At 66.7% G+C, this 12,911-nt stretch carries 9 protein-coding genes; all 9 read left to right on the top strand.

The window, feature by feature from the left end:
* Nucleotides 1-53: 53 nt before the first annotated feature.
* The 9 genes from bamA to ACZK3W_RS07255 all read left to right on the top strand — a co-directional run bounded on the left by bamA (nt 54) and on the right by ACZK3W_RS07255 (nt 12,874).
* Nucleotides 54-2,417, top strand: a complete 2,364-nt coding sequence (bamA, locus tag ACZK3W_RS07295; protein ID WP_049421648.1) for an outer membrane protein assembly factor BamA — start codon at nt 54-56, stop codon at nt 2,415-2,417.
* Between the two features lie 433 nt (nt 2,418-2,850).
* Nucleotides 2,851-3,873 carry a UDP-3-O-(3-hydroxymyristoyl)glucosamine N-acyltransferase gene (lpxD, locus tag ACZK3W_RS07290; protein WP_049455670.1) on the top strand — a complete coding sequence of 341 codons (1,023 nt, stop codon included), beginning with the start codon at nt 2,851-2,853 and terminating at the stop codon, nt 3,871-3,873.
* Nucleotides 3,870-4,328: a 3-hydroxyacyl-ACP dehydratase FabZ gene (fabZ, locus tag ACZK3W_RS07285; protein WP_032128326.1), complete on the top strand. Its 459-nt coding sequence runs from the start codon at nt 3,870-3,872 to the stop codon at nt 4,326-4,328. The genes lpxD and fabZ overlap by 4 nt, the downstream gene beginning before the upstream one ends.
* Before the next feature lie 16 nt (nt 4,329-4,344).
* Nucleotides 4,345-5,136, top strand: coding sequence for an acyl-ACP--UDP-N-acetylglucosamine O-acyltransferase (lpxA, locus tag ACZK3W_RS07280; RefSeq protein WP_478450613.1), 792 nt, complete (start codon nt 4,345-4,347; stop codon nt 5,134-5,136).
* A 53-nt stretch (nt 5,137-5,189) separates the two neighbouring features.
* The gene (gene lpxB, locus ACZK3W_RS07275) at nt 5,190-6,392 is read left to right on the top strand and encodes a lipid-A-disaccharide synthase (RefSeq protein ID WP_100437555.1); all 1,203 of its coding nucleotides are present in this window, start codon (nt 5,190-5,192) and stop codon (nt 6,390-6,392) included.
* On the top strand, nt 6,389-7,057 hold the full coding sequence (locus ACZK3W_RS07270; RefSeq protein ID WP_478450612.1) for a ribonuclease HII: 669 nt from the start codon (nt 6,389-6,391) through the stop codon (nt 7,055-7,057). Before lpxB ends, ACZK3W_RS07270 begins: the two co-directional genes overlap by 4 nt.
* 218 nt (nt 7,058-7,275) lie before the next feature.
* Nucleotides 7,276-10,866, top strand: coding sequence for a DNA polymerase III subunit alpha (gene dnaE, locus ACZK3W_RS07265; protein ID WP_121503847.1), 3,591 nt, complete (start codon nt 7,276-7,278; stop codon nt 10,864-10,866).
* A gap of 65 nt (nt 10,867-10,931) precedes the next feature.
* Nucleotides 10,932-11,801: a hypothetical protein gene (locus ACZK3W_RS07260; RefSeq protein WP_180838112.1), complete on the top strand. Its 870-nt coding sequence runs from the start codon at nt 10,932-10,934 to the stop codon at nt 11,799-11,801.
* A 113-nt stretch (nt 11,802-11,914) separates the two neighbouring features.
* Nucleotides 11,915-12,874 carry an acetyl-CoA carboxylase carboxyltransferase subunit alpha gene (locus ACZK3W_RS07255; RefSeq protein ID WP_032128332.1) on the top strand — a complete coding sequence of 320 codons (960 nt, stop codon included), beginning with the start codon at nt 11,915-11,917 and terminating at the stop codon, nt 12,872-12,874.
* Nucleotides 12,875-12,911 lie beyond the last annotated feature (37 nt).

Below are 12,911 nucleotides of genomic sequence, written 5' to 3'. Positions count from 1 at the left end.
CTACAGCGTCGGCATCCCGCACCAATGAAATCGACCTTCCTACCGGACGTGACATGACGCGACTCCCCAATCGCCGCCTGCTGGCCCTCGCCCTCGCCGCCGTCACCGGCGCTCCCGCCCTGGCCCAGGCAGCCGAGCCCTTCACTGTCAGCGACATCCGCGTGGATGGCCTGCAGCGCATCAGCTCGGGCACGGTATTCACCTACCTGCCGGTGGAGCGTGGCGAGACGGTCACCGACAACAAGGTCGGCGAGACCATCCGCGCCCTGTACAAGACCGGCTTCTTCGAAGACGTGCAGCTGGACCGCCAGGGCAGCATCCTGGTGGTGACCGTCAAGGAACGCCCGGCGATCAACAAGCTGACCGTGACCGGCAACAAGGACATCAAGTCCGAGCAGCTGCTCAAGGGCCTGTCCGACATCGGCCTGACCGAGGGCGGCACCTTCGATCGCCTGAGCCTGGACCGCGTGACCCAGGAACTGCGTCGCCAGTACAACGACCGCGGCAAGTACAACGTCGAGATCACCCCGACGGTGAGCCCGCTGGACCGCAACCGCGTGGACATCGCGATCGCCATCAAGGAAGGCAAGGCGGCCAAGATCCGTCACGTCAACCTGGTCGGCACCGAGAAGTTCGAGAGCAAGGACATCCTGGAGACCTGGGAGTCCAAGGAGCACAACTGGGCATCGTGGTACCGCCGTGACGACCAGTACTCCAAGGAAAAGCTGTCCGGCGACCTGGAAAAGCTCAATTCCTGGTACCTCGACCGCGGCTATGTCGACTTCAGCATTGATTCGACCCAGGTGTCGATCAGCCCCGACAAGCGCGACATGTTCCTCACCGCCGGCGTGACCGAAGGTGCGCAGTACAAGATCTCCGAGATCAAGGTCAGCGGCGACACGATCCTTCCGCAGGAGGACGTCGAGCGCATGGTGATCCAGAAGTCCGGCGACACGTTCTCGCGTGCGCTGCTGGAATTCAGCTCGGACACCATCACCAACTCGCTGTCCAACATCGGCTACGCGTTCGCCAAGGTGAACCCGATCCCGACCACCAACCGCCCCGAGCAGACCGTGGCGATCAACATGCAGGTCGTGCCCGGCCCGCGCGTGTCGGTGCGTCGCATCCTGTTCCGTGGCAACACGCGTACGTCCGACGAAGTGATGCGTCGCGAAATGCGCCAGTTCGAGAACAGCTGGTACTCGCAGGCCGCGATCGACCGCTCCAAGATCCGCCTGCAGCGCCTGGGCTACTTCGAGTCGGTGGACGTTGAAACCCCGGCCGTGAGCGGCAGCAACGACCAGGTCGACGTCGTCTACAACGTCAAGGAAACCACGTCCGGCAGCTTCGTGTTCGGCCTGGGCTACTCGCAGTCCTACGGCATGACCACCTCGGTGCAGCTGTCGCAGAACAACTTCCTCGGCGGCGGCAACCGCGTGTCGGTCGAAGCCTCGCGCAGCAGCTACCTGCAGCGCTACGGCTTCAGCTACACCAACCCGTACTTCACCGATGACGGCGTGTCGCTGGGCTACAACCTGTCCTGGCGCGAACTGGACTACTCCGACTTCAACACCGCGCAGTACAACAGCACCAATGGTTCGGCGCAGGTGGTGTTCGGCGTGCCGATCACCGAGACCGATACCGTCTCGCTGATGTTCGGCATCGACAGCAACCAGATCACCACCTACCCAGGCTCGACGCCGCAGTCGATCATCGACTACATCAACGTACTGGGCAGCAAGACCTTCCATGCATGGCGCACGGAGCTGGGCTGGGCACGCGACTCGCGCAACGACTACTTCATGCCGACCCGTGGTACCTACCAGCGCGTTGGCCTGGAAACGACGCTGCCGGGCTCGACCATCGAGTACTACAAGCTGAACTACCAGATCAGCAAGTACTGGCCGATCATGCCGTCGCTGGTCATCAACACCCGCGCCGAAGTGGGTTACGGCGACAGCTATGGCAGCGACAAGACCGCGATGGTGCCTGACGAGGCCGGCAACCTGCGTTCGGTCACAGCCAAGGGCCTGCCGTTCTACGAGAACTTCTACGCCGGTGGCACCAACTCGGTGCGCGGCTTCGAGGACAACACCCTCGGCCCGCGCGAAGTGACCCGCGGTTATCCGGAAGGCCAGCCGCTGGGTGGTTCGCTGAAGACCGTCGGTTCGGTCGAAGCCTACTTCCCGCGCCTGTTCGACAGCCCGTCGGCACGCGTGTCGGCCTTCGTCGACTTCGGCAACGTCTACACCGGCGTGGACAACTTCAAGGCCAACGAACTGCGCGTGTCCACCGGTGTGGCCCTGCTGTGGCGCGCCCCGGTCGGCCCGATCTCGATCAGCTACGCCTTCCCGCTGAAGAAGGAAGACGGCGACAAGATCGAGCGGCTGCAATTCACGTTCGGTGGCCAGTTCTGAGGAACAACGTTCCTCAGAACTGATCCACCTCCGGTGAATTGCCCGCGCATTTCACCTATCCCCGCCGCCGCTGGCGCGCCCCCTTAACAGAAGGGGGGCTCTCCACCAGACGGGATGCGAAGCGCCGGGCTCTGCCCGGCGTTTTCGTTTGGCCTGGATGCCGGAAGCGCCCGCTCTGCTTTTGATCTTTTCTGTTTTTCCGTGGCTGGCACTCGCGCCACGCCCTCGGAGGTCGGACGGGGTGGGGCTGCGGGGGTGTGAGCCGCATGGATGCGGCGACCAAGGCTACATGGACGTACTTGCGCCGCCCCCCGCAGCCCCGCCCCGTCCGACCCAGCCCATGACACTGGCTCTGCCGGCCGCGAGGGGCCCTGCCGTTGGCTGCATGACCGCCCCGCATGACCGCAATGCCGTCACACGTTAAACTCCCGCCGTGAATACTCCCACCTACACCGCCCAGCAACTCGCCGAGCAGTTCGGCCTGCAGGTCCACGGCGACCCCGCCACCGCCATCCATGGCGTGGCCACCCTCGCCCATGCCGGTCCTGGCCAGCTGACCTTCCTCGCCAACCCGCGCTACCGCGCCCAGCTGGCCGACAGCCAGGCCTCGCTGGTGGTCCTGCGTGCCGACGACGCCGAGGCCGCCCCCGGCGCCGCGCTTGTGGCCAAGGACCCGTACACCACCTTCGCCAAGATCGCCGCGCTGTTCGACATCGCGCCGACGCGCCCGCCGGGCATCCACCCCAGCGCCGTCATCGATCCCAGCGCGCAGGTCGCCGCCAGCGCGCATATCGGCCCGTTCGTCTCCGTCGGCGCACGCAGCGTGGTCGGCGAAAACTGCATCATCGGCACCGGCAGCGTGATCGGCGAAGACTGCAGCCTGGACAACGGCTGCGAACTGATCGCGCGGGTCACCCTGGTCACCCGGGTCAAGCTCGGCAAGCGGGTTCGTGTGCATCCCGGTGCCGTGCTCGGCGCCGATGGCTTCGGCCTGGCCATGGACGCCGGCAAGTGGATCAAGGTGCCGCAGCTCGGCGGCGTGCGCATCGGCGATGACTGCGAGATCGGCGCCAACACCTGCGTCGACCGCGGTGCGCTGGAAGACACCGTGCTGGACGAAGACGTGCGCCTGGACAACCTGGTGCAGATCGCGCACAACGTGCAGATCGGTGCGCACTCGGCCATCGCCGGCTGCACCGGCATCGCCGGCAGCGCCAGGATCGGCCGCTACTGCCTGCTCGGCGGCCACGTTGGCGTGGTCGGCCACCTCGAGATCTGCGACAAGGTCGTGATCACCGGCAAGTCGGTGGTCCGCAATTCCATCCATGAGCCGGGCGAGTACTCGTCCGGCACCCCGTTGACCGACAACCGCACGTGGCGCAAGAACGCCGCGCGCTTCAAGCAGCTGGACGCATTGGCTCGCCGCGTCCTGGCTGCTGGCAAGGAGAAAGAATGAACGACACGCTGCAGCTTCCGATCGACGTCTGCCAGATCCAGGAACTGCTCCCGCACCGCTACCCGTTCCTGCTGGTGGACCGGGTGCTTGAGCTCGACATCGACGCCAAGCGCATCCTTGCGCAGAAGAACGTCAGCATCAACGAGCCGTTCTTCCAGGGCCACTTCCCGGGCCGCCCGATCATGCCCGGCGTACTGATCATCGAAGCGCTGGCGCAGGCCGGTGGCGTGATGACCCAGCTCACGCTCGGCCGTGACTCGCAGTCCAAGCTGTTCTACATGGTCAAGGTGGAAAACGCCCGCTTCAACAAGCAGGTCGTTCCCGGCGACGTGCTGATGCTGGATGTGCAGATGAAGCGCCTGATCCGCAACATGGGCTGGTACTACGGCGAAGCCAAGGTCAACGGTGAAGTCGTTGCCTCGGCCGAAGTCATGTGCGCCGGCGCCAAGGGCTGATCCACTGGAGGCAGGAATGACTGACAACGCACCGCGGATCCACCCGACCGCCGTCATCGACCCGGCCGCGCGCCTGGCCGATGACGTCCAGGTGGGCGCGTTCACCCTGATCGGTGCCGATGTGGAAATCGGTGCCGGCACGGTGATCGGCCCCCACTGCAGCATCCACGGCCCGACGAAGATCGGCCGCGACAACCGCTTCATCGGCCACGCAGCCGTCGGTGGCGAACCGCAGGACAAGAAGTATGCAGGGGAGCGCACCGAGCTGGTGATCGGCGACCGCAATGTGTTCCGCGAGTTCGTCACGCTGAACCGTGGCACCGGCGGCGGCGGCGGCATCACCACCATCGGCGACGACAACTGGATGCTGGCCTACACGCACGTGGCGCATGACTGCCATGTCGGCAACTTCTGCGTGTTCTCCAACAACACCACCCTGGCCGGCCACGTGACCGTGAGTGACTACGTGATCATCAGCGGCTTCGCCGGGGCCCACCAGTTCTGCCGCATCGGTGCGCATGCCTTCCTCGGCATGGGCGCGCTGACCAATGGCGATGTTCCGCCGTTCACCATGGTCGGCACCGATTCGTTGGGCCGCCCGCGCGGCATCAACAGCGAAGGCCTGAAACGCCGCGGCTTCGACGCCGAGCGCATTTCCGCCATCAAGCGTGCCTACCGCACGCTGTACGTGGCGGGCCTGCCACTGGCCGAAGCCAAGGTGCAGCTGACCGAACAGGCGCGCGACAGCGATGACGTGAAGGCCATGCTGGACTTCATCGAGCACGCCGAGAGGCCCTTGCTGCGATGAGCAGCACGACCGGCCAGGCGCCGGCCGGCGCCGCCGTGATTCCGCTGGCCTCGATGGCCGGCAGCGTCCCCGCGCAGCGGGTGCTCAGCGAGCGCCCGTTGCGGATCGCGCTGGTGGCCGGTGAGGCCTCCGGTGATCTGCTGGGTGCGGGCCTGGTGCGCGAACTGAAGGCACGCTTTCCGAATGCCGAGTTCGCCGGCATCGGTGGCGATGCCATGCGCAGCGCCGGCTGCCTGACCTGGCACGATGCCAGCGAGCTGGCGGTGATGGGCCTGACCGAAGTACTGCGCCATCTGCCACGCCTGCTCAAACTGCGTTCCGCGTTCCGCCAGCGTGCGCTGGAATGGCAGCCGGACGTGTTCATCGGCATCGACGCGCCCGACTTCAACCTGGGCATCGAACGCTGGCTGAAGCAGCGCGGCGTGCGCACCGTGCATTACGTGAGCCCCTCGGTCTGGGCCTGGCGCGAGAAGCGCGCCGAGAAGATCGGCAGCAGCGCCGACCTGGTGCTGTGCCTGTTCCCGATGGAACCGCCCATCTATGCCAAGCACGGCATCGACGCACGCTTCGTTGGCCATCCGATGGCCGATGACATCCCCCTGCAGGGCAACCGCGAGGAAGCGCGCGCAGCGCTTGGCCTGCCGACGTCGGCCAAGGTGCTGGCGGTGCTGCCAGGCAGCCGCCTGGGCGAAATCTCGCGCCTCGGTGAACCCTTCTTCGAAGCCGCCTGGCAGGTCTCCGAGCGCATCCCCGGCCTGCACGTGGTGGTGCCTGCCGCCAACCCCGCATGCAAGCGGCTGATCGAAGAGCAGCTGTCGCGCTCGGCGCTGCCGGTCGCGTACTCGCATGTGCTCGACGGCCAGGCGCGCAACGCCATGATCGCGGCCGACGTGGTGGTGCTGGCGTCCGGTACCGCGACCCTGGAGGCCATGCTGGTGAAGCGGCCTATGGTGGTCGGCTACCGTGTCAACGAGCTGACCTACCGTCTGGTCAAGGCATTCGGCCTGATCAAGGTCGACCGCTTTGCCCTGCCCAACATCCTGGCCGGCCAGGACCTGGCACCGGAGCTGATGCAGCATGACTGCACGCCGGACAAGCTGGCTGCGGCCATCCAGCAATGGTTCGACCACCCGCAGCGGGTGACCGACCTGCAGGACACCTATGCCCGCCTGCATGAGCGCCTGCGCCGCAATGCGTCGGCACGTGCCGCCGACGCCGTCGGCGAGCTGCTGATGCGCGACCAGGCCCAGGCATGAGCCGCCGCCACGCCGCAGCGGCCAGCCTGACCCTGTTCGATGGCGCGGCGGTGGTCGAGCCGGAGCGCCTGGTCGCCGGCGTCGACGAAGCCGGTCGTGGCCCGCTGGCCGGGCCGGTCGCGGTGGCGGCCGTGGTGTTCGACCCGGCACGGCCGCGCATCAACGGCCTGGACGATTCCAAGCAGCTGACCGCGGCGCGCCGCGAGCAGCTGCATGACCGCATCATCGAGCGCGCCCTGGCCTGGCATGTGGTGCTGGTGGACGTGGACACCATCGACCGTCTGAACATCTACCAGGCCACCCTGCAGGGCATGCGCGACGTGGTCGCAGCGGTCGCCCACGTGGCCGGCTTCGCGCGCATCGATGGCAACGTGGTGCCCAAGGGTCTGGTACTGCCGGCGCAGGCGCTGGTCGGCGGCGATGGCATCGACCGCGCGATCATGGCCGCCTCGATCCTGGCCAAGGTCTCGCGCGACCGCTACATGCAGGAGGTGCATGCCCGCCATCCGCGGTACGGCTTCGAGCAGCACAAGGGCTACGGCACCCCGGCCCACCTGGCCGCCCTGCGCGAGCACGGCCCCTGCGTGGAGCACCGGCGCAGCTTCGCCCCGGTGCGCGAGTGCCTGGAAACAGCGCCAGCCCCCGCGATCACAGCCATCGCTTGAACAACGGCTGCCGGGTATCGTCCGGCGCTTTCACGGCAATGTGAACGCCTCCGCTGGCGCCGGGCCATGCCCGGCGACATTCGCGCAATCGGCGCACCGTCAAGTCCTTGTCGCTTCCCCCTGCCCTCGCTACCCTGACCGGGCACTCCAGCGCATCCCGACCCCGGCGACGATCTTCCGTCAGCACCCGGGGCCCGCGCGCTCCAACCTGGTCCGGCATGTCCAACTCCCGCTTCGTACATCTCCACGTCCACACCGAGTTCTCGCTGGCGGACTCGACCATCCGCGTGCCGGCCAAGCCCGACCAGGCGGACCCGAAGAAGGCCAAGCAGGCCAACCTGCTGTCGCGCTCGGTCGAGCTCGGCCTGCCCGCGCTGGCGGTGACCGACCTCAACAACCTGTTCGCGCTGGTCAAGTTCTACAAGGCCGCCGAAGGCGTGGGCATCAAGCCGATCGCCGGCGCCGACGTGCTGATCGCCGAGGAAGGCCAGGACCCGTGGCGGATGACCCTGCTGTGCCGCGACCGTGAGGGCTACCTGAGCCTGTCGCGCCTGCTGACCCGCGCCTGGATGGAAGGCCATCGCCCGGAAGGCGGCGTGGCAATCCACCCGGACTGGCTGAAGGCCGGCAACGCCAACCTGTTCGCACTCGCTGGCCGGCAGAGCCTGGCCGGGCGCCTGGCGTTGGACGGCAAGCATGAACTGGCCGAGCAGCAGCTGGCCGACTGGCAACGCGTGTTCGGCGACGGCCTGCACCTGGAGCTGACCCGCACCGGCCGCGAGGGCGAAGAAACCTTCAACCAGTTCGCGCTGATGGCCGCAGGCCAGCGTGGCCTGCCGGTGGTGGCCAGCAACGACGTACGCTTCCTGTCGCCGACGGATTTCAGCGCGCACGAAGCGCGCGTATGCATTTCCACCGGCCGCGTGCTGGACGATCCCAAGCGCCCGCGCGAGTACAGCGACCAGCAGTACCTGAAGTCGGCCGAGGAGATGTGTGCGCTGTTCGCCGACATCCCCGATGCGATCGACAACACGCTGGCGCTGGCCGAACGCTGCAACATCGAGATGCGGCTGGGCACCTACTTCCTGCCCAACTACCCGGTGCCCGACGACGAGACCCTGGACACCTGGATCCAGAAGATGTCGCGCGATGGCCTGGAAGAGCGCCTGGAGAAGAATCCACTGGCGCCGGGCAAGACCCGCGAAGAGTATTTCGAGCGCCTGGAGTTCGAGCTCAACACCATCATCAAGATGGGCTTCCCGGGCTACTTCCTGATCGTGGCCGACTTCATCCAATGGGGCAAGAACCAGGGCATCCCGATCGGTCCCGGCCGTGGTTCGGGTGCCGGCTCGCTGGTGGCGTGGGCGCTGAAGATCACCGACCTGGACCCGCTGCCGTACAACCTGCTGTTCGAGCGATTCCTCAATCCCGAACGCGTGTCGATGCCCGACTTCGACATCGACTTCTGCATGGACCGCCGCGACGAGGTGATCGACTACGTCGCGCGCAAGTACGGGCGCGAGCGCGTCAGCCAGATCATCACCTACGGCACCATGGCCGCCAAGGCGGTGGTGCGCGACTCCGGCCGCGTGCTCGGTTTCCCGTATGGCCTGGTCGACGGTGTCTCCAAGCTGATCCCGAACATCCTCGGCATCCACCTGAAGGATGCGCTGGGCAAGGGCAAGGAAGGCCCGAGCTCGGAAATGGCGTCGGCCGAACTGATCCAGCGTTACGAGACCGAGGACGATGTCCGCGACCTGATCGACCTGGCGCTGCAGCTGGAAGACCTGACCCGCAACGCCGGCAAGCATGCCGGTGGCGTGGTGATCGGGCCCGAGCCGCTGAGCGAGTTCTGCCCGCTGTACGCCGAACACGACGAGAACGGCCTCGGCAAGAACCCGGTCACCCAGTTCGACAAGAACGACGTGGAAGAAGTCGGCCTGGTGAAGTTCGACTTCCTGGGCCTGCGCACGCTGACCATCATCGACTGGGCGGTGAAGGCGATCAACAAGCGCCATGAGCGCGCCGGCATCCCGCCGGTGGACATCGCCGCGATCCCGCTCGACGACACGCCCACCTACAAGGACATCTTCGCCAACGGCAACACCGGCGCGGTGTTCCAGTTCGAATCCTCGGGCATGCGCCGCCTGCTGAAGGACGCGCGCCCCGACCGTTTCGAAGACCTGATCGCGCTGGTGTCGCTGTACCGTCCCGGCCCGATGGACCTGATTCCCTCCTTCAACGCGCGTAAGCACGGCCAGGAAGAAATCATCTATCCCGATCCGCGCACCGAAGCGATCCTGAAGGACACCTACGGCATCATGGTGTACCAGGAGCAGGTGATGCAGATGGCGCAGATCGTCGGCGGCTACTCGCTGGGCGGCGCCGACCTGCTGCGCCGCGCGATGGGCAAGAAGGTGCCGGCCGAAATGGCCAAGCACCGTGAGATCTTCCGCGAAGGCGCGGCCAAGGACGGCGTGGACGAGGCCAAGGCCGACGCGATCTTCGACCTGATGGAGAAGTTCGCCGGCTACGGCTTCAACAAGTCGCACGCCGCTGCCTACGCGCTGGTCAGCTACCAGACCGCATGGCTGAAGCGCCATTACCCGGCCGAGTTCATGGCGGCCACGCTGTCCTCGGACCTGGACAACACCGAGAAGGTGGTCGGCTTCCTCGACGAGGTGCGCAACCTCGGCCTGACCGTGCTGCCGCCGAAGGTGAACCACTCCGCCTTCATGTTCGAAGCCGTGACCCCGGACACCATCCAGTACGGGCTTGGCGCGATCAAGGGCGTCGGCCAGGGTGCCTGCGAGGCCGTCGTGGACGAGCGCCTGAAGGGTGGCGACTACAAGGACCTGCTCGACTTCTGCACCCGCGTCGGATCGGCCAAGCTCAACCGGCGCACGCTGGAAGCGATGATCAACTGCGGCGCACTGGATGAGCTCGGGCATAACCGCGCCTCGCTGATGCTGCAGCTGCCGGAAGTGATCAAGGCCACCGACCAGATGGCGCGCGAACGTGCGTCCGGGCAGAACTCGCTGTTCGGCGGCCCCGACCCGAGCGCGACCACGATCCAGCTGGACCTGCCCGAAGCCGAGGAATGGCCGCTGCTGCAGCGCCTCAATGGCGAGCGCGACACGCTGGGTTTCTATCTCAGTGGCCACCCGTTCGATCCCTGGCGCGACGACGTGCGCGACCTGGTCGGCAACGACCTGGGCTCGGTGGAGAAGATCTGGAGCGCCAACAGCGGTGGCGGCGGCGGCGGCGAGAAGCGCTGGCGCCCGGAAGTACAGACCGTGCTGGCCGGCCAGGTGGTCGGCGTGCGCCGCAAGGGTGAGAGCCAGATCTTCATCCAGCTCGAGGACGGCCGTGGCCGCGTCGAGTGCAGCGCGTTCTCCGACGCGATGGCCGAGTTCGGCCACCTGATGACCAAGGACCGCATCCTGGTGGTCAAGGGTGGCCTGCGCGAGGACGAATTCAACGGTGGCTTCGCGCTGCGCATCCGCCAGTGCTGGGACTTCGACGAAGTCTGCGCCAACTACGCCACCCGGCTCTCGCTGCGCCTGGACCTGCGCCAGCAGCGCCCGGTCTGGGAACGCATTGATGCGCTGCTCGACCGCCATCGCCCTGGCCGCACGCCGCTGCGCCTGGACCTGCTGCTGAAGGGGCCGCACGGCGGCGTCGCCGGCATGCTCGATGTGTCCGGGCAGAGCGCGGTACGCATCGATTCCAAGCTGATGGAGGCGCTGCGCGCCGACCCCGCCGTGCGCACCCTGAAGGTGCGCTACAGCCCGCCGTGGGCCAGCTGAAGCTGGCTCCCTGGTTTTTGCTGAAATCCCTGCTTTCCCGTTCCATGTATCAAGGACGATTGCCGATGAAGACCCTGCTGTTCCCGTTCGCCGCCGCGCTGGCCCTGGCCGCCTGTTCGCCCTCGAAGGTCGAGTTCCAGATCGACAACCCGACCGACACGCCGCTGGCACTGAGCATCGATGGCAAGGACCTGCCGGTGGCCGCACAGGGCTCGCGCCCGATTTCGCTGGCCGTCGGCGAGCATCGCCTGCATACCGACAAGCTCGGTGATGTGCGCTTCATCGTCTACGTCGATGGCCGTGGCGGCCTGATCAACCCGACCCTGAGCGAGTACGTGGTCGCCCGCGAGATCTACGTCACCGACGAGAGCAAGCTGAAGAACTTCGGCACCGGCAAGGCCGGCATCGAGCTGGGTGGCGTCGACTTCGAAGGCCCGTTCGAGAAGCACCACGAACTGTTCATCGACAAGACCTGGACCTACGGCGTGCGCGAGCCCTTCCCGAAGGAAAAGGTGGTGGCCCACGTCGACGCCAGTGGTGGCCAGATCGTGGCCAAGGTGTTCACCGCCCCCGCCTTCATCGCCTACGTCGAAGAAGGCATGGGCGAGCCGGGTGCGTTCAAGCGCGAGCAGCCGGCCGGCTACGTGGCCCCGGCGTTCAGCCTGGAACCGGCCCCGGCCAGCCTGCCGGCGCTGGTGCCGGCCTTCGAGGCGCATGCCGCGCCGCTGCGTGAGGTCTATGCGCGCTGGCTGAAGGCCACCACCGCCGATGAACAGAAGGCCCTGCGCAAGCAGGACTTCGCCGCGCAGATGGCCTTCACCTCGGCCACCGCCACCCTGGGCAGCGGGCTGGGCCGGGAGGCCAACGAGGCCTACAACGACTTCGTTTCCCAGCGCAGCCAGCTGATGGGCCGCAGCGCCCTGGTGGTGCCCTGAGCTGACTGGCGCCCCCTGCCCGGCTGCGCTACCGTCGCCTTCCAGACGAAGGCGTACGGGTGGTTTGCACGCATTCGGCTAGAATTCCCCTCTTCTTTACACGACGGCTTCCGATGAATCCGAACTACCTCGACTTCGAGCAACCCATCGCCGACCTGGAAGCCAAGATCCAGGAACTGCGCAACGCCAGTGCCGGGCCGGCGGTCAATGTCGAGGCGGAAGTGCACGCGCTGCAGGACAAGCTGCGCATGCGCACCGCGCAGATCTTCCGCAACCTGACCTCGTGGCAGGTACTGCAGCTGGCCCGTCATCCGTCGCGCCCGTACACCGCCGACTACCTACGCGTCATGTTCGATGAGTTCCAGGAGCTGGCCGGCGACCGTGCCTTCGCCGACGACAAGGCGATCATGGGCGGCCTGGCACGCATCAACGGCCGTGCAGTGATGGTGATCGGCCACCAGAAGGGCCGTGACACCAAGGAAAAGATCAAGCGCAACTTCGGCATGCCCAAGCCGGAGGGCTACCGCAAGGCCCTGCGCCTGATGAAGATGGCCGAGCGCTTCGGCCTGCCGGTGCTGACCCTGATCGACACCGCCGGCGCCTGGCCGGGCATCGATGCCGAATCGCGCGGCCAGTCCGAAGCGATCGCACGCAACCTGATCGAGATGGCCGAACTGAAGGTGCCGATCATCTGCACCGTGATCGGTGAAGGTGGCTCCGGCGGCGCGCTGGCGCTGGGCGTGGGCGACCGCACCGTGATGCTGGAGTACTCGGTGTACTCGACCATCACCCCGGAAGGCTGCGCCTCGATCCTGTGGAAGGATGCCGGCAAGGCCAAGGATGCCGCCGAACAGCTGGGCCTGACCGCCCCGCGCCTGAAGAGCCTGGGCCTGGTCGACAAGGTCGTGCGCGAGCCGACCGGCGGCGCCCACCGCAACCCGACGCAGATGGCCAAGCGCCTGAAGGCGGTGCTGCTGAACGAGCTGGACGCGCTGGACAAGCTGTCCACCGAGCAGCTGCTGGAACAGCGCTACGCCCGCCTGCGCAGCTACGGCACGTACGAAGCGGCCTAAGCCCGGTAGTGCCGGCCGCTGGCCGGCAACACGCAGG

Source organism: Stenotrophomonas sp. 80084_Sma, from assembly GCF_056481995.1.
This window is presented reverse-complemented; position numbering and strand designations above follow the sequence as displayed.